The 23,909-nt window shown below is 41.2% G+C and carries 9 protein-coding genes; all 9 read right to left on the reverse strand.

Going from position 1 to position 23,909, the window contains the following annotated elements; all coding sequences use genetic code 11:
- Positions 1–4: 4 nt before the first annotated feature.
- The 9 genes from SHALO_RS13005 to SHALO_RS13045 all read right to left on the reverse strand — a co-directional run bounded on the left by SHALO_RS13005 (position 5) and on the right by SHALO_RS13045 (position 23,891).
- A complete protein-coding gene (locus SHALO_RS13005; protein ID WP_069478893.1) occupies positions 5–12,535 on the reverse strand; it encodes a beta strand repeat-containing protein in 12,531 nt (4,176 codons plus the stop codon).
- 58 nt (positions 12,536–12,593) lie between these two features.
- On the reverse strand, positions 12,594–13,559 hold the full coding sequence (locus SHALO_RS13010) for a hypothetical protein (protein ID WP_069478894.1): 966 nt from the start codon (positions 13,557–13,559) through the stop codon (positions 12,594–12,596).
- Positions 13,560–13,653: 94 nt separating this feature from the next.
- Positions 13,654–15,450 (reverse strand): tetratricopeptide repeat protein, encoded by a 1,797-nt coding sequence (locus SHALO_RS13015; RefSeq protein WP_069478895.1) that lies wholly within the window; start codon positions 15,448–15,450, stop codon positions 13,654–13,656.
- A 55-nt stretch (positions 15,451–15,505) separates the two neighbouring features.
- The gene (locus SHALO_RS13020) at positions 15,506–16,786 is read right to left on the reverse strand and encodes a TolC family protein (protein ID WP_158513726.1); all 1,281 of its coding nucleotides are present in this window, start codon (positions 16,784–16,786) and stop codon (positions 15,506–15,508) included.
- A 117-nt stretch (positions 16,787–16,903) separates the two neighbouring features.
- The gene (locus SHALO_RS13025; RefSeq protein WP_069478897.1) at positions 16,904–17,536 is read right to left on the reverse strand and encodes a hypothetical protein; all 633 of its coding nucleotides are present in this window, start codon (positions 17,534–17,536) and stop codon (positions 16,904–16,906) included.
- A gap of 30 nt (positions 17,537–17,566) precedes the next feature.
- Complete coding sequence (locus SHALO_RS13030) at positions 17,567–19,672, reverse strand: MotA/TolQ/ExbB proton channel family protein (protein WP_069478898.1); 2,106 nt, start codon at positions 19,670–19,672, stop codon at positions 17,567–17,569.
- Positions 19,673–19,894: 222 nt separating this feature from the next.
- Complete coding sequence (locus SHALO_RS13035; protein WP_145923264.1) at positions 19,895–20,950, reverse strand: ABC transporter substrate-binding protein; 1,056 nt, start codon at positions 20,948–20,950, stop codon at positions 19,895–19,897.
- Positions 20,932–21,768, reverse strand: coding sequence for a class I SAM-dependent methyltransferase (locus tag SHALO_RS13040; protein ID WP_238585248.1), 837 nt, complete (start codon positions 21,766–21,768; stop codon positions 20,932–20,934). Before SHALO_RS13040 ends, SHALO_RS13035 begins: the two co-directional genes overlap by 19 nt.
- Positions 21,769–21,773: 5 nt before the next feature.
- On the reverse strand, positions 21,774–23,891 hold the full coding sequence (locus tag SHALO_RS13045) for a TonB-dependent siderophore receptor (RefSeq protein ID WP_084010947.1): 2,118 nt from the start codon (positions 23,889–23,891) through the stop codon (positions 21,774–21,776).
- Positions 23,892–23,909: the final 18 nt, after the last annotated feature.

Here is a 23,909-nt window from a genome sequence, read left to right on the forward strand (position 1 = left end):
TCCTTTAAACAACATGCATATAAAGTGTTTCGTTATTGGTGGTTGTAATCGTATAATCACCTGTAGCGCTCAAAGCCCATGAGTGATCGGCATCCGTAACACCATTCACACTGGCGACATTATCTAAGGAGATATTGCTCACAGTTGTTCCACTATTTGCCACATCCAGTGTTAACATAGTGCTCGCAGTTGTTGAAGAGTCAAATGCAAATAAAGATGACGCATTGATGCTTAGACCTAAACCACTATCAAGTCCAAGATTACTAATGTCTAAGGTTTCGATATTGCTAAAGAGTGTTGAGTCATTTAAAACAGATGCGTTGGAACCTGTGATACTGACCGTATCGTTCCCACTTCCTCCATCAAAATGGTCAAATGATGCTAAGTTACTAAAATCTAAAACCAATTGATCATTGCCATTTCCTGTTTGAATCACATCAGCACCACCTGTGCTATGAATGAGATCATCTTGTCCCGTCCCCGTAATCGTGTCATCCCCTGTTGTGTCGTTGATTGTTACACCTTTACCCGTAATGCTTGAAGCATCGTAGGTTCCAGTGGCGCTTAAATTAATACTTAAATTTCCCGTTCCACTCAGGGCAAAACTAGCATCATCACTACTCGTGATCGTTGCATCGTAACTGTTTAGATTCAGTGCTTCAATATCTTGAAGTTTTCCACTCATATCCATGGTGCTTAAAAGATTGACCGTATCGGTTCCACCATTACCATCAATACTGCTTGCCGCGGAAAGATTATAGGTCTCAGTCACACTGCTTGAACCTGAGATAGAATGACCACCTATTGTATCATTATAAGTAATTCCACTTAATCCTGATACGGTGGCTACACTCATATCGAGCGAGGCATCCAGCGTTGTTACTAAGGAACCACTTCCAGCAATCGTGCTAAATTGATCAACTTGGGATGAGTTCATCGTTAAAGCAACACCGCTATTGATGCTTAACGTATCAAGATTTGAAAGCGTTACACTGCTTAGATCCATGGTTGATGTCACGGTGAGATTATCGGTTCCACTCACACCATCAAAACTATGGATGGCGCTTGCATTTGAAACGGTTAGTGTATCATTTCCACTGCCACCTAAAACATCGTAACTACCGCTGGCAAGGGTTAAAGAGTTACCTAAATCGGAGAAATGGATCGTTTCAATATTGGTGACATTACTGCCAAGACCACTAATGGCTCCACCTGTGGTAAAGTAAAGCGTATCGGTGCCACTACTTCCATTGACACTATCACTGGCACTAAAATTAGCAACGGTATAATAAAAGATATCTGCACCAGTGCCACCAATGAGGCTAACGTTATTATAATCCAATGCCACATCATTGCCACCATTAGCAAGTTGAATGATTTCTATACCACTGAGGGCTGCACTAATACCACCTGCACCACTGATAGCATCGGTAATGAGCACTGTATCGACGCCACTGCCCCCATTAATTACGGCACTTTGCGTTGCTGTAATGCTAATCGTATCGGAACTACTGCCTGTGGTGACACTAACGGCATTGGTATACGAAGAGATATCGATGATTAAACTACCCGATGCTAAAGAGCCATCAATCGTAGCAAATTTGTTGATAGCACTGCTATCAAGCGTTACCGATCCGCTAAAACTGGAGAGATTGAGCGTTTCAAAGTTAGTGACGTTTTGGAACAATGCTCCACCCAGCGTACCGCTTCCTGTTATTTTGAGGATGTCGGTATTAGCACCACCATCAAGGGTATCACTCGCCGCTAAATTACCCAGTGCGAATTCAACGGTATCAGCTCCATTTCCTGCATAGAGTGTATTATTAACGCTACTTCCACCAATAATCGTATCATTGCCACTGGTACCAAGAACGGAAATATTACCCACATTAATGGTATTGGTTCCACTGGCAAGTTGTAAAAATTCAACCGAACTGTCAATTTTAGTCGTCGTAATCGTTCCTGCATCGCTCATCACAATCGTATCATTGCCACTACCACCAACTAATGTACCAACCGACGTGAGATTTGCAATGCTGAGATTAAACGTGTCATCCCCATCATCGCCATACAAAAGATCCGCTCCACCGCCACCATTGATGATGTCATTGCCATTGCCACCATAAATCGTATTGGCAGCACTGGTTCCAGTGATCGTATCTGCGAAGCTTCCGCCTACGAGTGAAACCCCTGTTTTAGAAAAATTGGTTACGGTGTTGATTCCCGCACTTGAAAGCTGAATCACTTCAATACCGCTCACAGAGTTAAACATCGAAGAAGCATCAAGCGTCCCACTGTTTGAAAATGCCAACGTATCAATACCTGAGCCACCAACAATAATGTCTGCACTGCTTAAATTGGCAATGGCATAATTAAATGTATCATTATCGCTACCGCCAATGAGGGAGATTCCATCAAGATTGAGGGTAATCGTATTGGTGCCCAAAGAAGAAAATTGAATTTTTTGAATATTGGTATAGCTTCCAGCAATCGCACTTATCGTTCCATTGTCGGTAAATTCAAGCGTATTGACGCCAAGACCACCGTTAATAATATCGCCCGCTGTAAAATCTGCAAGTGCAAATTTAAAGGTGTCATTACCATTGCCTGCATTGACGGTATTGTTGTATCCAACACCTCCGATAATCGTGTCATCTGAGGTACTTCCAAGAATGCTGTACCCAGATCCAATGTTTAAAGTATTGGTTCCAGTAGCAAGCTGAATGTACTCAATTTCGTTTACATGTAAAAGATTGGCAGCATCAATTGTGCCTGTATCAAGGAAGCTCAGCGTATCATTTCCAGCACCTCCATAAAGGGTATCACTGCTACTGAGTGTGCTGATACTATAGTTAAAGATGTCAGCACCATTACCACCCAATAGCGTAACGCCTTTACTGCTGGCATCTAAAGTAATGGCATTTCCACCGCCATCCGCCAGTTGAACTTTTTGAATATTTGACATATTCGTAAACATCGCTTCGGTAAGTGTTCCTGCGGTCGTAAAGAGAAGTGTATTCACCCCACTTCCGCCATCAAGTGTATCATGGCTATCAAACGTCGTGGCGGTGTATTTAAAAATATCATCCCCGCTACTACCCAAAAGGGTTCCATCGTTAAAATCAATCGTTACGGTATTGTTGCCTGTAAAAAGTTGTATCTTTTCGATACCTAAAGCATTCGTAAAGAGTGGATTATCACTTGTCGTTATCGTATCTTTGAGTTGTATCGTATCTACGCCTAATCCACCAATCATCGTAAGATTACTGGTGAGATCACTTTTACTCATTAAAAAAGTATCGTTTCCGCTTAATGATCCTGCAACATCATCGCCATACAAGACATCCGTTCCACCAAGCGTTCCTCGCTCCAGCGTATCATTACCGCCATTACCAACGAGTGTGTTGCTTGAAGCGTTGCCAACGAGGCTATCATCACCCGTCCCTGCGAAGACCCATTCAAATCCACTAATGGTATCTTTAACACTGCTATTCCCGATTTGATAGGCGACATTGGTTGAGAGATTGACATAAATATTTTTGCCGCTTAATTCATCATACCTTAGAATATCGGTACTCGTATCCGTTGAAGCATCGCCACCGTACAAGGTGTCGCTATCTAACATACCGTAAATCGTATCGCTTCCATTGCCACCATAAAGGATGTCACTACTTCCATCTGCGGTATTCGCTCCTGTAACAGAGCTCCCTCCACCACGAAGAATATCATTACCATCGCCACCCACAATTATATCAGCACCCATTCCTCCAGCGATAATGTCATTATCAGAACCACCATCGAGATAATCATTACCCTCATCGCCGAACAAACTGTCATTACCACGATTTCCCCAAATGCTATTATTGGCATTATTGCCATAAATAATATCTGCATTAGAGGATGTAGCCGTAACGTCCGAACCACTGATATTTTCAAAATTACTAATCGTATCTTCTGCCACAAAGCTTGAACCATTCCATACCGAAACCGTTGTTGTTCCCGAATCATTCAACGTGACATTGATTTTACTTTGATTGACATAACTAACGGTATCAACGCCATTGCCACCATCAAGGACATCGTTACCACCCATACCCATAATGACATCATTACCATCTTCGCCGTAAATAGTATTAACAGCGCTATCGCCAGTAAACGAATCGCTATAGGCCGTTCCTTTAATATTTTCGATTCCACTGATAAGATCGTTCCCACGCGATGCTGAGATATACTGCGTATTTGAGGTAGTGCGTAGATCCGTACTGGCGGCTTCTGCAATGCCATCAACGGAATAATCAATCCAGTCACTGCCTGCTCCACCTATCAGCGTATCGCTTCCAGTACCACCCATAAGGATGTCATCATCATCGCCACCATTAAGGATGTCATTGCCTATGCCACCTTTGAGTGTGTCATCGCCTGCATTACCCAGAAGAGTATTATCGTTACTATCTCCGCTTAGTGTATCATTAGCACTGCCACCTGTAACGTTTTCGATGTTAACAATCGTATCCGTATCGCCACCACTGAGCGTTACAGTTGCATTGGTCGCACCATTAAGTACAACGGTAATCACGCCATTGAGAGCAGAATAATCCACCGTATCACTGTCACCTTCGCCATTGTAAAAATCAGTACCATCGCTTAGAGAGGAAGCATAAATGGTATCGTTACCACTACCTCCATAGACACTATCATTCCCTGATTCTGCATACAGTTGATCACTCCCAGCTCCACCATAAAGGGTATCGCCGTCATTCCCACCATGAAGGATGTCATTACCATCATCTCCATACAATGTATCACTACCGGCATTGCCATAAATGGTATCGTTACTTCCATAACCGTGAATAATATTCGCAAGGCTATTTCCGGTTAACGTATCGTCGTAATTGTTTGAGCCTTCAAGATTTTCAATATCTTCGGCAATAAAACGATCACTGCCTCCACCACCTGTTGTTTGAACGGAAGTGTTGGAAATATCTACGCTAATAGAAGATCCTGCATAATAATACGAAACCGTATCAATACCGTCTCCTCCGCTGATCGTATCATTGCCTTCGTGGACTCTAAAATAGTCATTGCCTTCATTGCCATAAAGCGTATTGGTGCCAGCGTTTCCTTCAATAAAATCGTTGCCTTCTCCAGCATAGAGTATATCGTTATCGTCCCCTCCGTATAAAGAGTCATCCCCTTTACCGCCATAAATGGTATCAGCGCCTACTTCTCCCCAAATCGTATCGGCACCCGTTTCAGTGCCTCCTGTGGCTAAAGCGTTGGTATTATCATCTCCATAAAGGAGATCCGCTCCTGCTCCTGCATAAATCGTATCATTGCCTGTGCGACCAACAATGGTATTGCGATTGCTATCACCCGTAAGGGTGTCATTATAAAGGGTGGCTGTGATATTTTCAATACCGGTAATATAATCAACACCCGCACTTCCCGTGGCATTGCTGTTTGAAAGATTCACAATAACAGAACCACCAATTTGAGCAAAATCAATGGTATCGCCCAAAGTATCATGAGCTCCACCGTCAATGGTATCATTGCCCGTTGTCATAACAAACCAGTCATCACCCGCATTACCGTGAAGAGTATCCGAACCACTATTTCCGATCAAGGTATCATTATAGGTCGACCCTAAAACTTTGTAAAAATTGGTGACACTATCAACCGCACCACTGCCATCAACAGCACTGTTTTGAACAACGCCATTAATTGTCAATCCTGAGCTTAGATTTACAGTAACAGCTGCACTATCAGCAGAATAATCAATGGTATCGGTTCCACTTGCACTACCAACATTACCGCCACTGAGCGTATCTGCGCCAATGCCTCCTGAAATGGTATCGTTTCCATCGCCACCGTAAATAACATCATCCCCCGCGCCACCTGAGAGAATATCATTACCGCCCCATCCGTAGAGGGTATTCGCATTATCATTGCCCGTAATCGTATCGCCAAAACCGTTACTGCCATAAATGATTTCAACATCATCGCTGATCGTATCGGTTCCCTCAGAAGTGCTTAGTGTGCCTGTAGAGAGGACATTTCCATTGGTAGCATCGGGGGCAATGACGATTTTGGCTGTGGCATTGCGGTAATCGGCAATATCGATCCCATCACCGCCAACAAAAACATCATTACCAACACCGCCGATAAAGCTATCATCGCCAGCGCCACCCACTAAACTATCATTGCCTGAACCACCAACGAGTATATCACTACCATCTTCGCCATAGAGCGTATCATTATCGGCGCCGCCGTCTAAACTGTCATTACCCATACCACCGTAAAGTAAGTCCGCGCCATCGTTACCAGAGAGTGTATCCGCTCCTGCATTACCATAAATAGTATTTGCCATGCCATCGCCATAGAGCGTATCGTTGCCACTCCCTGCATTGATATTTTCAACATTCACAATGGTCTCAGTGTTGCCATAGCCATCATTGATAATTTTTTGTGTGGATAAATTGATCGTAATCGGTGTCGTGGTGATAGCAGAAAAATCTATCCAATCGTTAGAGCCACTACCCCCATCAATGTAATCAACCCCGACACTGGTAAAAATGGTATCATCGCCAGCGCCACCTTTAAGGGTATTGGCTTGGTCATCACCGTAAATCGTATCATTACCCGTGCCACCGGTGATATTTTCTATTTCACTAAAGGTGCTTGCATTCGTATTTACACTACCCATTGCCATATTAATCACTAACGCTGTTGCAACATCTGAAAAATCTAGTGTATCGCCATTACTTTCGCCATTTTCACCGCCAGTAATGACATCACCATCCGTATTGCCATAAAAAAGGTCATCACCATCACCACCGAAAAGGTTATCAGCCCCAGAGCCACCTTTGAGAGTATCATTGCCTGCTTCACCAAATAGGGTATCGACTTGACTTCCGCCTGTGACAATGTCATTTCCAGCACCGGCATAAATGGTTGATAAGACACCGCTGTTTGCCATCGTAATGACATCGGCTAAATTGCCCGCTCTTAAAATTTCTATCGTGGTAATATCAACACTATCAGCGCCTTCACCCGTAATCAAAGTGCTATTTAATGTCGCGGTAATCGCAACACCTGCGGTTGAATAATCTAGGGTATCAATTCCACTACCGCCATTAAAGGTATCATTTCCAGCGCCACCTCTTAGGGTATCGTCACCGCCACCACCATAGAGGATGTCATCACCATCGCCACCCTCTAAAATGTCATTACCGATTAAGGCATTGAGACTATCATCGCCATAAAGGGTATCTGCACCCGCACCACCTTTGAGCGTATCTGCACCTGCATTCCCCATCAAGATATTGGCTTGAGAATCGCCATTTAGAGCATCATTGCCACTGCCTGCTACAACATTTTCGATGTTATAAAGCGCGTCAGCACCAATTGTTGCACCACTGGTTATCGCACTCCCCGCACTTGAGCCATTTAAAGTAACCGTCAAATTTTCGTTTACATGTAAAAGACTATAGTCGATCGTATCGCTTCCCGTTCCCCCATCATAACGATCCGAACTGCCATCAATGTCTGCAGATGCAATGACAATCGTATCATCCCCTGCATCACCATACAGATTATCGCTACCAGCACCACCGTATAAGGTATCATTATCGGCGCCACCGTATAAAGTATCGTTTCCACCTTCACCACTGAGCGTATCAGTACCCTCATTGCCATAGATGATATTGCTGAGCGTATCACCCGTAATGGTATCGGAAACTTTGGAGCCTTTGACATTTTCAATGTTTCGAATAACATCATCATTTCCACCACCAGCGGTTCCGACAACAACTGTTGCATCCAATGATCCTGCTAATGTGAGCGTGATGTTTTCTAAAAGGGTACTGTAATCAATCGTATCAATGCCACTTCCACCATCAATGGAAAAGGACTTCGTATCCGAACTAGCACTTTGCGTAATCGTATCGGCACCTGAGCCTGTTTGAATAAACTCAATAGTATTAAAAGTGTCTTTATTGGCTAAAGACGCTGTTTTTGCGATACTTTGCACACTCAGATCAACGCTTAACGATGCCGTTTCACTTCCATACGCAAGAGTATCCGTACCATCTTCACCCTCCAACATATCGCCATCAAAATTACCTGTGAGAAGATCATTTCCCAGACCTCCTTTAAGCGTATTGATCGTTCCACTTTTACCCATGAGCGTATCATTACCACTGCCGGCGATTGCATTTTGAAGATTAACCAAGGTATCATAGGTAGCAGAGCCTGTGTAGTTGGCTTGGCTGTTGGACAAATTAATTGAGATATTGGCACTTTCACTGGAATAATCAACACTGTTGGTACCTGTTCCGCCGTCTAAATAATCGCCATCCAGCCCGCCATAAAGGGTATCATTTCCCCCAGCACCACTGAGCGTATTCACAACACCGACTTTACCTCGTATCGTATCATCCCCAGAAGAGCCAATAATATTTTCAATACCATAAAGGGTATCCGTACCTTCCGTTGAGGCATTACCTACGACGGTTCCAGTTGCAAGATTTGCATTAATACTAAAAAGAGCGGATGTATAATCTGCTGTGTCATTACCACTATCAACGCTTATACTTGTGCCACCGATGAATGTGTCATTGCCAGCACCGCCGATAAACGTGTCATTGCCCATTTCACCATAGAGCAAGTCATCCCCTAGTCCAGCCGAAAGGACATCATTTCCGCTACCTGCTTTGATTGTATTATTGGCACTGTTACCAGTAATCGTATCGTTGCCACTGCCTGTGTTAATATTTTGAAGATTATTGAGTGTATCTGAATTGGTTGTTGTAGGAGAAGTACCTGTTTTATAAATATTTTTAGAAGCAGTAGAAAGATCAACGGTTAAACTCTCTGTACGTGCTGAATAATCAGCCAGATTAACCCCACTCGCACCATCAAGATAATCACCATCCAAATTGCCCGTTAGCGTATCATTCCCATCGCCACCATAAAGGGTATTAGAAGCACCACTTCCTCCAATCATCGTATCATCGCCAACGGTTCCATAGACCTCTTCAATGCCATAGAGCGTATCGGTTGAAAGTGTTGCATTGGAAGCATCTCTTAAAAAAACTTTGTTTAAAGAGAGATCAACATAGATATTATCGATACTGGATAACGTGGAATAATCAATACGGTCTTGATAACTATCTATTGCGACGCCAACCTCAGCACCATAATAAAGATCATTTCCCAGTGTTGCATAAAAGGTATCATTGCCACCCATACCAATGAGCGTATCTGAATTACTAGAACCGGTCATATGATCTTGGTATAAAGAACCCTTGATCATTTCAACACTCACAAGTGTATCAGTACCCCCTAAGCCATCAATCACACTGTTGGTTGTTAAATTGGCGGTAATCGCATTGGAAGAAGAGTAATCAGCCATATCAGAACCTGCCCCACCATCCAAAAGATCCGCACCCAATCCACCAATTAACGTATCATTGCCATCGCCTCCGTACAGCGTGTCATCACCTGCCATACCATTTAAGGTATCAGCATCACCTCGTCCATCAAGAATATTGGCATCACTGTTTCCCACTAAGGTATCTTTATTGGAAGAGGCATAAATATTTTCAATATCGATGAGTTTGTCACTAGAATTACTGGATCCATCCAACGTTACATTGATTTTAGCGCTGATATTGACATAATCAATTGTATCGATTCCACTACCACCATCGAAGGTATCGCCATCAAAATAACCATAGAAAAGATCATTGCCCCCTTTTCCTAAAAGGGTATTTACCACACCTTGTGAGCCAGAGAGTGTATCATTTCCACTGGAGCCAATCACATTTTCAATTGAAATGAGACGATCGGTATCACTTATAGAAACGCTACCACTCTCATTCGCAAGATTAACCGTAACGCTCGAAGCATAACTGTAATCAACCCAGTCACTTCCCACTCTTCCATCCAGCGTATCATTGCCATCCAAACCACTTAGTGTATCTCCACCCAAACTTCCAACGATCGTATTAGCAAGGGCATTACCAACAAGCGTATCGCCCAAGCTAGAGCTAGAGCTAGAACCTATAATATTTTCAACATTATAGATTTGATCACTTCCTTCACCCACCGCAGAATTTAGGTTGAGGTTGACATAGACCTTGGAAGTTGACGAGCTAAAATCAACGGTGTCATACCCACTTCCCCCATTGATATAATCATCCCCCGCACCACCTTGCAAGGTATCATTACCACCATAAATCGTTGCGAGCGTTGCATTGGTATCGATATTGCGAATAAACTCTACACTTTGATCTGCAGAAACTTCCACAACGGTTTTGCTCGAAACAGGGGCAGAATCACCATAGATTTTATCGTTTTCACTTCCACCTTGGAGAACATCATCTCCACCATACAGGGCTCCAACAATCACCGAATCCACTTGCATATCACCCACAATGGTATCAGCTCCAGCCCCTCCATTGATCGTATCATCATTTGCGGTAACGGCTGCAGCACTATGATTATAGCCACCAATTAAAAGATTGTCTGAATTATCCCCATTGATAATATCTTTGTATTGCGTTCCAGCAACGTTTTCAACATTTTTGATAATCGTCGTTGCTGTTGTACTGCCAATATTGCCGAGTGATCCATTCGCAGAATTATTAAGCGTGATCGTAATACCATTAGAATTATTTGAAAAATCGATCGTATCCGTATTATCGCCACCATCGATCATATAATCATCAGTACTGCCAATGAGCCAATCATTTCCAGCGCCACCATCTAACCAATCAGTACCACCTCTTCCCTCTAAGGTATCGTTTCCTTCCCCGCCTGAAAGCTTATTGGCCTCATTGTCACCACGAATGGTATCATCGTATTTTGAACCAATCACATACTCTATTCCACTTAAGGAATCAGCAATATCTTTAGAGGTTTCACCCGCGGTGACATCACCGGTGTTACTATCGTAAACGGTTTTTCCGGTTGCGATCCCTGCTTGTAAATCAACGATAATGCCTTTACTATCATTACTAAAGGTTTGATTAGCAAATAAGAAATCATCACTGAATTTGGTGAGAAAGTCATAACTGATGGTATCAATCCCTTCTCCACCATCGATAATGTTTGTGCCAGCTCCACCGCTAAGCGTATCATTTCCAGCATCGCCATTCATGGTATCATTTCCAATACTTCCATAAATGGTGTCGCTTGCAAGGCCACCATAAACGGTAGAATCATACTTTGAGGTATAAATGATATTATCATTTGGCGTTGTGTCAAGCACAAATCCAGTCGAATACTTTCCAGAATACGTATAATCAGACTCGCCTGTAACATCTTTAACAATCACGCCTATGTCTTTATAAGAATGTAATGTTGTTAAATCAGGGACAACCACGTCTGATTGATTTGCGGCAGGAACATTACTCATATCAAAGACAGACGTTAAACTCACTTTCATCAAATAATCATTCAAAAGTATCATATTGGCAGAAGATGGCTCGTAGCGAATATAAAATTCGATAATCTGTCCACCATCGGTAAGGGTTGAAGTAAACCCTGTACCTGCACTCAGGCTCCATCCTCCATCCGTTGAATTAGCCGAAGTAAAGTCTGCATTTAAAATCTGAAAACCATTGGAAAGACCCAAAATCGTAATATCAGTAATTGCAAATCCTATTGGTTGCGAAACGGTGAGTCGTACCAATTTTGTAAGATACGTTGCATTGACTAAATTAGAATTATCTGCCGTAATCACTGTTGAATAAGCATCGTTACGATAATCCAGTGTCTCTGCTTGAAACTGAGCCGCCGCACTTTTACTCACATTGCCTAAGGCACTTCCTGTTCCACCTAAAACGGTTGTAACATTTGAGCTTGTAGTATCCGAACTCTCAATTTGATAAAACCCAATATCAAAAGAGAGTGCGGCTGAAACATCTGCAACATTATCTTTCGATTTACTTTGGTCATCCGTTGATTTATTTTTTTCACTGTTATCATCAACTGCCGTATTATCACTTGTGTAGTTTGTAACGGCTTCTTGCAAATATTTGCCACTATTCTCTTTTGAACTAACATCATCATTGGGTTTTATAAACGGGACGGGATCACTATAATAGGCATTGTAATCATTAACAGGCGCTTCTTCTTTTTTTGATTGTTCATTCTGCAACGTTTTTTCATGTTCACTTTCCAACGAAACAGGACCAGAGACAAGAATACTATCTTTAGGCGCTTGCCCAATATCATGGATTTGATTTAAAATTTGCTCAATCTGTAAAATCGTACCATTGGAAAGTTTGAGAACAGGCGCATTACTTTCAAACGCCATCATTCCTAATGAAACGAAGGTAATTTGTCCTCCATTAGGAAGGTTTGCAACAACATCGCCTCCTACAATTTGCAGTGTTGCTTTTGAAATATCAATCGCTAAAGAGAGTTCATCGCCTGGGCGTAAAAAGAGATTGATATTTTCGCCCTTTTGAGGGGGGCTTTTGAGACTAATAGTGCTCTTGCTATAGTTTATTTCAGATGTCTCTGCCATTGTCTATTCCTCCCTCTTCCAAAAATGATTAAAGAATGTGCCGCCATAAACCATACGATTAAATCATTAAAACTAATAATGCAACCACTAAACCAAGTGCAGCTGTCGTAAGTCCTGTTGATATTTTTTTGATCATTTTTGGCAAGCCATTTTCTTTCGCAAGACTTTCCCCAACAATAATAACACCCACTTTTTTGTCGCTACTACTCAAAAGAGGTTTTGCTAAAATAAAATAGTCATCGGTTAAGAGATATTTATCGGCTATAATTTTTTCAAAATCCAAATCTGCAATTTTCTGTGAAAATTCGTTATCCACTTTGGACTGTACGCTGACCTCATTTTTACCTATTTTCTGATACTTGAACGATTGCAGTTTTTTCATATCCAACGTATCTTTATCCAGTAAAATTTGAAAAATTTTGCCACTCGCAGCATAGGTATCAAATAAAAAATCAGCAGGACGCTTAATCTCTAAAATACCATTTGGGATGGGGAAAAGTGCTCTTAAAAAGACTTGACCATCTTCATAACCAATACCACTCAAAGGCTGATTGCTTGTCACTACTTTTTGCAACTCTTCAGAATCATACACATCGGGTGTTAAAATAGGAGTAGACGAAGAAGAGGCTATTTTGACTAAATTTTTAGTGTAGATCTCTAGCGTGACATCATTCTTTGCGACCACCCTTAAATGAGTATCAAACGTATTTAACTTCTCCATCATCGCCGGAATATTATCTTGTAAACTCAATGCCACTTTAAAATCAGGGTTTGAAAGCAACATACTTCCAATAATTTCTAGATTAAATAATGAATCATTAATTTTTGAATCTAAATCATTAAAATAACTTGTATTGGTGGATTCATAGAGATTTTTCGTTGCTCGATGGGGCATGGAATTTAAATAATATAAGGTACTAAGGACACCTAAAAGAGCCATGGTGGTAATCGTCGTAAACCAAAGAGCTTTGCGTTTTTTAAGCTTTTCAAAAAGTGCCTGAAGCTTTAAAATCATACTAAACATTATTTTCTCCATTCATATTTTTCATCTCTTTATACAGTATACCTATACTATAAATCATAGCATTCTCTTTCTAAGATCTCTCTTCAAAGTGACTTCAGGGTACTGATTGATCCGAAATATAGGCATTGGCGAGACCTTGTAACTTTTCTTTAATCTGCAGAATTGGCTTTTGCCAATCACCTCTTTTCTCTTGCCTAAATAAGACTAAATTTTCATACCATGGTGTTGTTTCGCCCTCTTGCATCCAACGCCATTCTGCAGGTTTTGAAAGTAACACAAATGTTTTTTTATTTAAAGCACCACTTAAATGAGCAACAGAAGTGTCTACAGATATGACCAGATCTAACGCTTCGATGAATGCCGCCGTTTGCGCAAAATCTGTTAAAAGCTCTGTTTTATCGATAATTGTATCGTGAAGATGTAACGATTGGATTTCATGGCTATCTTCTCCGATTTGTAAGGAATACCATGTAATATGCTCCACATCGAAAAGTTGACTTAAAATCTTAAGTCCAATGTATCGATCTTTATGACCTCTATTGGTAGGACTACCACTCCACGTAATGCCTACATGTAAACTTTTTTGATCAAAGGAAAATTGACTCTTTTCGGGACTCCCTAAATAGGGAAACTTACGCGGTATGGTGTGCAAAAGGGTCTTAAACCTTTGGGGGCAGGAGAGTAAAGGAAGGTAAAAATCATGCTTTGGTAAAGGATCTTCTTCACACATAATTTCGTGTACCTCTTTGATAGACCGAAAAAGCGCTACGAGTTCTACGCGTGTTCGCACAATGACCTTTGCACCAAGTTCGCTAAAATAAGGAGCATAACGAATAAACATGATAGTGTCACCAAAACCCTGTTCCGTCTGAAGAATGATCGTTTTATTTTGAAGCGATTCGCCTTGCCAAAGGGGAGATGTATAGACATGCGTTTTGGCAAGAAGTTCATTCATTTTCAAGCGATACTCATATCCACGCCATCCGTTCTCGTAATGACCGTTAGAAAGATCCATCAAGGCTATATCAAATTTGGCATTCGTATGCTCAGGATTTAATGCCAGCGCTTTTTGATAATAGAAAATAGCACGATCAAACTCTTTGTTCTCTTTATAAACGGCCCCTAAATTGCTGTAAGCATCTGCATAATTTGGATTCAGGGTAATAGAACGCTTTAAATAATCAATTGCCCCTTTTGTATCACCCATATTGCGTCGTAAGTTACCCAAATTGTTAAACGCGGCCGAGTCATTTGGATTGAGTTCTAAGGCTTTTTGGTATGCAAATAACGCCTCTTCGTTCCTTCCCATTTCTTTATACACAACACCGATATTATTATACGCTTGTGTTTTATCAGGAGCGAGTCTGATGGCTCTACTATAGGGTTCAACCGCTTTTTGAAAAAGCCTCCAAGAGGCAAAGAGATTCCCTAAATTAAGATACGCTTCATACTCGTTAGGGAATTTTTTGACAATTTCATTTGACACACGTAAAGCTTCTTCAGGCTTTTTAAGAAGTTTTAAAAGTTCAACCAAGGTAATGTAGTCATTAAGCTTATGGGTAATTGAGATGGTTTTCCATAGCATTTGCGCCGATTTGGCATACTGTTTTTGAAGTCGCAAAACAGAAGAGAGATTCGAATAAAAGGGAACATAGGAGTCATCCAATGCGATGCCTCTTTCAAAAGTAGCAATGGCTTTTTCAAATAAACCTTCGCGCTTATACGCAACGCCTAAATTAGTATAGACTCTTCGCAAGGCATTTGCATCCAAAGGATACTCCAGTGCCTTAACATAACACGTGATCGCCGTTTTAAAGTCTAATTCTCGTAAGAAAATATCACCCGCTTCAATCAGTGAATGTACATTGTTTTCAATCGCTTCGTGTACCACGTTATTCTTTCTCGCTGTTATTGTGTAATTTTAAGTGTTCAGTTGTTTTCATCTATTAAAAGCCAAAATATTCTACGAGCTTGCCTTGCTTAGAAAGCAGAGAGAAATAATCAACGACACGCGCTTTTTCACTTCTTAATTTTTCCAATTCAGCACTATTGACTTGCCGTTGTGCTTGAAGCAGTGTCACGAGATCTTGGCTCGAAAGCCTAAATTTTTCCCAGTAAGCCTCCGCCATTCTACGGCTCGCGTCTATCTCTGTACTTAGGGTATCAATCGTTTTAACATTCGTTTGGACTGAATTAAACAGTTTTTGGGAATTCCATTTTGTATCTTGCTTTGTGTACTCAAGGTTATAAATTAATGCTGATGTTTCACTTAACAATTTAGCAGACTTGGCCTCTGTTCGTCCTCCATCATACAAATTGATCTTAAAAGTAAGCTCGGCTATAAAATCACTGTTTTGACCCTCTGATGGGCTTGTCGTGGGTAAATTATCATCTTTAAATCGCTTAGAATTTGTCATTGAAAAATCAATTTTCAGTCCTTGGGTTGCATTATTGATCACAATCTCTTTTTGCTTACCTTTAATCTGAGTTTCAAGGATATTTAAATCCGTATTTTGTTTTTTAATCTCTTCAAATATCTCATCAAACGCAGAAAGGTTCGTTTCAAAGGAGAGCTCTGTTGGTGTCAGATCTTCAACCTTTGCATGGGTTAGAAATTCATAATAATCTTTGGCATTATTGTAAGCGGACTCCGTATTAATCAGTGCTGTTTTGGCATTAGAAACACTCGCCTGAATAGAACTTTCATCTCCTACGGTTGCTGCGCCTAACTCTCTTTTTATTTTTACGATATCAAGAATTCGCAACAGTTTATCGTAGTTATTTTTATTGACTTCGACTGCCATACTCCCGTAGGCAACACTGAAATAAGCATCAATAACTTTGGATATTTCCTCTTCGAGTGTCCCTTTTAAGCGCTCTTCTTGTTCTTTGCGTGTAATTTTTGTTTTTGCAACCGTTTCACTGTGCATACCGGATGAAAAAAGATTGTAGGTTGTTGTCAAATCACCTCTGGCTTGTTCGTATTTTTGCTCATCAAATCCTCGGTTATCTTTACGTGTTCCAGTAGATGCAATATCGACTTGGGGCAAAAAGTCGGCATACGCTTCTTGCGTCGAATAATCAGCCTGCACAATACGCTCTTGTGCTTGCCTAATGCGATAATTTGATTTAATTGCCGTCACAACCGCTTGCTTTAGCGTAACATTGTTGGTGTCGATGGAAGAAGAGTCTTTTTGCGTTAAAAAATTATTTAATTTTGCAATCATATCTTTTTGAGATTCATCCTCTTGTGAATCAAGTGCCAAAAGGGACGATAAAGAAAAACTGCAGCATAGACACAGAGCAAAAAAAACGTTTACCTTTTTAACCATCACTTCTATTCCTCACTTAACATCTATTTTCAAATACCCAAAGTCATAATTATTGGTGCTTTGTTGCTTATAACTCACGTGGATTTTATTTTTAAATTCGTCCATACTCTCAAGTTTATTTTTTAAACTCAAAATTCTGCCTATGGAAACTTGTTTTGCTTGTGTTGAACTTATCAGTTTTTTTGTATCCCCTACGCTAATAACAAATTGGGCATTCGGTTTTGCTTTTGCTATTTTTCCCATGGTTTTAACCAATTGACTCAGTGCATTTTGCTGTGGGAAATAGTCGTTGTTTTTAAAGACAATTAAAAGATCGGACTCTTTTACCTCAACAACACTTGATGTGTCCTTTTGCTTACTCAATGTATTTTCACCCACATCGGTACTACTTTGCACCGTTGGGTCTTTTTGATTTATTTTGGCAGATGAAAAGATTATTTTTGGAGATTCTTTAGGCACAACCATATTCTGCGTCATCTCTTGAGGAACGTCTTGTTTGGCATTTTTTGAGGTAAACTGCATGTAGTAACCAACATTAACAAACATGATCAATACAAAAAGGAGTAAAACCAATATAACAGAAGAGAAGAGATCAACATATGAAATATAGGGATTCATCTCTCCATCTTCAGAACTAGCAGCCATTTACTTTCCTACGTTTTTTATTTGTTTTATTTACTGATTTTTCGTAAACAAAGAGCCAAAAAAGCCTTTGATTTCGTCCGCAACGCTGGGGCCATGAAGTGTATTTTGTTGATCAAGGCGCGCTATAATATCTTCAATATTTTTAAGTGACTGCTCCATAAGAACCACGTGATGTTGTGTACTCTCAATTTTCTGGCTCAGTTGAGCAATCATGTTACGCGCACTTTCAGCACTTTGAATAAAATAGGTCTCTTCAAATGCCTTATTTTGAGCTAACGAGAGCTGCGCTGTTTGTTCTAGTGCTAAAAGATTGGATACGACCGTATCAAGAAGCTCCTTCTCTTGCACCATACTATTTTTTTGTGTCTCATGGCTCTCTTTTTGAGTCTCTACATAGCTGGCATGAAAAGCTTCGTGTGCCACCAAAAGAGATTCTAACGACTGCTTATTTCGACTAATGGCATGTTCAACCTCTCCAATCGCTCCACGAAGATCACTCGAAGCGTTCAATGATTCGAGTTTAAATGTCTCTTGTATTTCACCCACACGAGCAAGTGTCTGCTGTGTTTGCTCGATTGAGCTATGTATCCCTTCAAAAAGATGATAGGCATTTTCTTGGTTAAGGATCATTTGATGGCTATCTTCACGTGATTGATGCGTGAAAAGCTCTACATATTTTATCTCTTCATGGAGCGTTACATCCAGCGTATCAAGCTGGTGTTGCATTTGAGCATACGCGCGGACACTCTCATCAAACTGACTATTTTGGGTTGTCGCGATTAAGGAGAGTGTTTGAGCACTCGCACTCACGTGTGTAAAGATTTCTGATAATTGATGGTTTGTCTCCACAACCCGTTCAATCATCTGACCTAATTTACTTTCGTTTTGAGTTAACGTCTGAATCACTTTTTCACTCTCATGCGACATACTGTCTTTAAGCTCTGCAACCGCTACGAAGGATCGTTGATGGGTTTCTTCGTTTACATGTAAGATTTGCTCATTCAGGGTTACCAAGGATTGCGTCGTGGTTTGCTGAACATCTATTTTATGGCTGGTATCTTCGAGTGTACGGCTAATGGTTTGAAGGGATGACGCATGCTGTGTTAAAAGCTCTGTTTGCTGGGTGTTTATAACGACTTCTTGATCATAGTGTACCTCTAATGTCTTATCTCTTTGGATAATATGCGTCACAAGATGATCAAATTTTTCTTCATACCCTCTTTGCTGATGGGTAATGGTTTGCAATGTCTGATGCTGTTCTTCCATCACATTTTTGATAGAAGAGAGCGTTTGCGCCATTACATGAAAGTTTTCATTTGATTGTGTCAGTTTTGAAACTTCCTGTGTAAAGCTCGTCATCTGCTCAAGGAAAAGGTCAATGAAACTTCTACGTTGTTCAGGCAAAGCAACGGTTGAACCAGTCGTCGCTTGACCTAACGCTTCAGGTGCTATATCAATAATTCTGTTTTTTAACCAATCCTCAACGCCACTAATCAAGGTATCTTGTGATCGAAACAGAATGTAACCATTGATGCCTAAAATAACAGCAGAAACAACACCAAAAAGGGAAGCACCAAATCCAATAGCCATACCCGAAAGTGGTCCTGAAAAATCTTGCATAATCTGCTTGATATCAATATCGCCATTGAGCCCTAAAATAATTTGCCCCATATTATCAATCGCTTCAACCAGTCCCACAAAGGTACCAAGCAAACCAATCAACATAGACGTATTGATAAAAAAGTTAATATACGATTTTTGTTTGCGAAATTTACTATCAAGCCAATCAATAATATTACGAGATTCGTCTTGGGTAAAAAGCATCTGCTGTTGGCTCTTTCGAGTGATCAGCATATGGGCAATATTCGCAGGCAAAAGAGAATCGATACTTTTAATGTAAAATTCATACCCTGTTTTTTTATACGCAAGTGCGCCAAACGTTCCACCCAACATCATGATGCCATAGCCGCTCACTATTTGATAGAGGGTTCCAACAATGAGCAAACCTAAAATTGAGGTACTAAAAATAACCGTTGCCATGAAGAAAACAGTGAGGAGTTCAGCATTTGTATAAACAATGTAAAGAATGAAGAGCCAGATAATCAAATAAGCTTTGAGGACTTTAATACGTTTCATATGCTTTTTAAATTCTTCCTTTTCTCAAAATAAATTCAAACATTAGGGGGATAGGGATCGAGTGTATTAAAATTAGGCTATTTTGACTCTATTATGTACCGATACAGCGCTTATACTTACAATTCTATCAATAGTTATGTACAAGATCCCTTAAAGAAAATAAAAGTTACATAAAAGTATCACGAAAACAATTTAAGGAAAAATAAATCTTTACATGTAAAGCTACCTAAGCAACGTTTTCTCAGCGCCCTCTAAAATCATTTTGACTTCCGCATCCGATGCTTCGTAGTGATAAAACGTTTTGTAAAACTGCTTCACCTCCTGCTCCATTGAAATATCGGCAAAGCGTTCAGGGTAAAACATCTTCCCAAGCCATAAGGGTTGCAGAGCCCCTTCGGCACTACGAACCGACCAAAGATAAACGCCTGTGGGAACGACGTAGACGCGTTTGTTTTTGATCGCACTCAGTGTTTGAAAAGCGGGATTGCTTACAATGACATCGCGACTGGGGTTGCTGTTCGTGATGATGACATCAGGATTCCAGACCAAAACCTGTTCTGCGTTGATGATCTTCACCATCTCTTTTGTGTCAACCGCGTAATCACTCGCAACATTGTTTCCACCTGCGATTTTGATGTACTGCGCGCCAATGTCATTGTCATTGATCGTGGAGTAATTGCCTGCTGAAAAGTTCAGCGCTAAGACAGCGAGCTTGTGTGAAACCGTGGACGTGCGTTTTTGCACCTCTTGGAGCATTGTGTCGTAGTAGCGGTTAAACGCTTGCGCTTTTTGAGGGGCATCCTCACCTAAAATCTCCGCGATAAGACGTATGCTCTCTTTGATCTCTTCTATGGTTGCGAAGCTACTGATCTTGACAACCGTGATGCCTGAAGCTTGAAGTTGCGCAACATTGGCTTCACTAAGAAAAAACGATGTTGGGCCAAAGACGACTTGTGTTTTAGAAGCGATGAGTGCTTCGATACTGGAGGAAAGATTGGTGCTTGCACTATTTTGCTTTACTGAGGGAAAAATGGTGTAAAACATCTCCGAGAGTCTGGGAACACTGGAGGCTATTTTTCCCTCAGCGCCAAGCATACATGTCACCTGTGCAAATGCGCCAATGAGTGGGGTGACTCTTTTTATATGTAAAGGAACAGCGACCTCTTTTGCGTCGCTGTCTTTAACCATGCGAAACCCCTCATCGGCGTAACCAGATGAAACCAAAAGTAAACACGCTAAAAAAAGAATAGCGCGAAGTATTACAGTTTGATTTCGCATGGTTTCCACCACATCACATAGGTTTTGGTTGTGCGAAGCAAATGTATTCGCCCATCTTCTAATACATCTAAATAGCGATCAACATTTGCACGGTACCGCTCTTCGTGTTCAGGCAAAATCGTTCCTAAAAAGCGTAAATCTTCATACGCGTCTTCTTTGGTGGTGTAAAATCGCTCAAATCCATCGTCCAACACGACAACACTAGGATTGGCACCCATGTCGTAGATCATATTAAACGTCACGTTATAATCAAACATGCGTGCATCGGGGCGTGGTTTGGGTGCGGGAATATCGCTAATGCCTTCTAAAAAATCGAGTTGAATTTCCCTCAGGCTTGGTGCATTGGCAAAACTCATCACAAAGACGTATTTGGTTGCGAGTTGGTTGAGTTTAATCAGATCAAACATGCCCACGGAGCGCGAAGCTATGGCGATGTCGTGCTTGCCAATTTTTGAGACCGCATCCTCATCAAGCCAGCTTTGAAACAGAGGCGTGACATTATCAAGCCCCTCATGTTTAGCATTGTGCATGCAACGCTCTAGCATCTTTTCATACGCGTCCACACACGTCACCGATTTGGCTTTTTTTGCCATCGGAACAGTTAAACGTCCAGGGCCGCAGCCAATGTCCACAACCGTGTCATCTTTGGTAATCATCATAGCATCCACCTGTTTTTGGGTAAAAGCCTTTTCAAGTTTTGCCATGCCATCGTACATCTCTGTAATAGTGTTCCAGTCAATTCCTGGCGTTTTAGGATCTCCTTGCATTGCAAAACGATTGCGATGGAGGAGTTCCCAGTTTACTAACCCTTTCATCATTTTCCTTAAAATCTAACTTCAACTGAAGCGGTAATATTGCGTGGTTCACCTAGGAAAAGGCTGGTTGAACCTGCAACGCTATTACCATCCAATCCATTACTTGCAAAGATGCCTCCCCAATATTTTTCATCAGTAATGTTATTGACAGAGAGTCTAAAAATTGTTCGATCGCCTAAAAGTTTTTTAGTGGCATAGCGAGCTCCTAAATCAATCGTGAAATACTCATCCGCCCATTGCGTATTAGCAGGGTCAATCGCTCGCTCGCCTGTGTAGTGAAAATTGCTACTTAGCACGAGTTCTTCAAAGCTTGGAATGGTGTATTCAACCAAAAGATTCGCTTGCCACTCTGGCATACCAAGGGCTTGTTTGTTATTGATATTGGCTATTTTTGCACCGTTAATTTCGGTATCCATAAAGGTTACGCCTCCAAAAAGAGCCACTGAATTGGTCAGCTTTCCTGAAGCCATAAATTCAATACCCTTGTTCGTTTGTTCACCTTGTTCTTCAAACACACCATCATAGCCGGTATACGCAGTCGGTCGCTCAATTTGGAAAAGTGCGGTGGAAAGATCAACATATTCAAGGGCAAGTTTGGCACCCACTTCATACTGCTTGCTTCGGTAAGGATCAAGTGTTCGCGTCACACCATTAATATCTGTTCCAGATTCACCTGGTTGGATACTGTCTGCATACGTAATGTACACGCTTAAATTTTCAATCGGTTGATAAATTACACTAGCAGCATAGCTGTACCCACTCTTAGAGACATCCGAAGTCGTTGCACCTGATGTGTTGTACGCTTCCGTGCCAATCCAACTTTTATTGGTCGAAAGAAGTACCTGCCATTGGTCATTGAGTTTGATCGTATCGCCCAAGGTTAAAGTTTTGACATCGGTTGTAGAGGAGACATAGCGCTTACCATTGGTATTATTTGTACTGTAAATATCCCAAATATAGCCGTTACCACCCATTGCAATGTCATTTTCAAAACCTAAAAAGTCTTGTTTTGTTTTGATATAGCCCATGTAACTGTCAAGCTCAAATCGCCCTGCAGCAGTCGAAGGATTGACCGTTGAGCTGGTATAAGTTCCATTGTTAGAATTAAAGGTATTGGTTAATCCATACAGTGCTCTATCGGCTCTTTGTGTGAGGTAACCGCCTTCTGCGTACCAATGATCGGCTATATCGTATTTGAGTTTCCCGCTGTAGGTTGTTGTGGTAAGCTCTCTTCCCGCATTTTTTTGCGCATACTTCTCATCAGCAGCGTCATACGCATCAGGAAGCGTGTACCTAGCAACACCCAGTGCAGTATAAGGCATGTTAAACTGTCCTGTATAGCCTTCTTTTATGTATTTATAGTAACTAAAATTCGTCTCCAATGTCAGCCTATCTGTAAGGTAAAAATCAAGCCCTGTTGAGATGAGTTGTCGTCTAAGATTACTTCCCTCAACATACCCTTCGCCATCGCCTCCAACAAAAACGCCTCTGTAGCCTATTTTGTCATTAAACCTACCACCCACATCCATTTCAGCTTCGCCATGCCCACTTTCACCATATGTTAAAAGTAAAGAGTTCTCATACTCTTTGGTTGGACGTTTTCGTTCAAAATTATAAATACCCGAAGGATTGGCAGCACCGTAAAGAGAGCCTGCCAATCCATTTTGAATTTGAAGGCTATCAAACATCGCCATTGGTGTTGCGGTCGTAGAGACAACATGCAGACCATCCCAATAACTATTGGCAACCACGTCACCCCGCATACCTCTGGTTTGAGGGCGACCCACATCGGCACCTCCGCGCCACTCAATTTGGGCAGAAGGAATGTATTTGATAACATCTTCTAACCCTTGAGAACGTTGATTTTTAATGATTTCTTTCGGAATGGTATTGACCTGATACGGCACATCAAACGCTCTTTTATCACCAAGAGCTCCCATCGCAACATCTTTGGTTAGAAAACCATCGGCGATGCCACCTTCTAACTCCTGAAAACGTTGCGTCGAGACAACAACACTTTCAAGCGTTACACTGGTTTTCTCTCCACTCTCTTCGCACAAAGCACTTGTAGCACATAAAGCGGTCACAAGTACAACGCTCAACCCCTTCAAACAGTTATTTTTCACCCTATCTCCTTAATGGTA

Origin of the sequence: Sulfurospirillum halorespirans DSM 13726 (genome assembly GCF_001723605.1) — a bacterium.
Taxonomy (GTDB): Bacteria; Campylobacterota; Campylobacteria; order Campylobacterales; family Sulfurospirillaceae; genus Sulfurospirillum; species Sulfurospirillum halorespirans.

Excerpts from the sequence above, each read along its gene's own strand:
- SHALO_RS13005 (WP_069478893.1), bottom strand. The coding sequence starts at position 12,535 with ATGGCAGAGACATCTGAAATAAACTATAGCAAGAGCACTATTAGTCTC.
- SHALO_RS13010 (WP_069478894.1), bottom strand. The coding sequence starts at position 13,559 with ATGTTTAGTATGATTTTAAAGCTTCAGGCACTTTTTGAAAAGCTTAAA.
- SHALO_RS13020 (WP_158513726.1), bottom strand. The coding sequence starts at position 16,786 with ATGATTGCAAAATTAAATAATTTTTTAACGCAAAAAGACTCTTCTTCC.
- SHALO_RS13025 (WP_069478897.1), bottom strand. The coding sequence starts at position 17,536 with ATGGCTGCTAGTTCTGAAGATGGAGAGATGAATCCCTATATTTCATAT.
- SHALO_RS13030 (WP_069478898.1), bottom strand. The coding sequence starts at position 19,672 with ATGAAACGTATTAAAGTCCTCAAAGCTTATTTGATTATCTGGCTCTTC.
- SHALO_RS13035 (WP_145923264.1), bottom strand. The coding sequence starts at position 20,950 with ATGCGAAATCAAACTGTAATACTTCGCGCTATTCTTTTTTTAGCGTGT.
- SHALO_RS13040 (WP_238585248.1), bottom strand. The coding sequence starts at position 21,768 with ATGATGAAAGGGTTAGTAAACTGGGAACTCCTCCATCGCAATCGTTTT.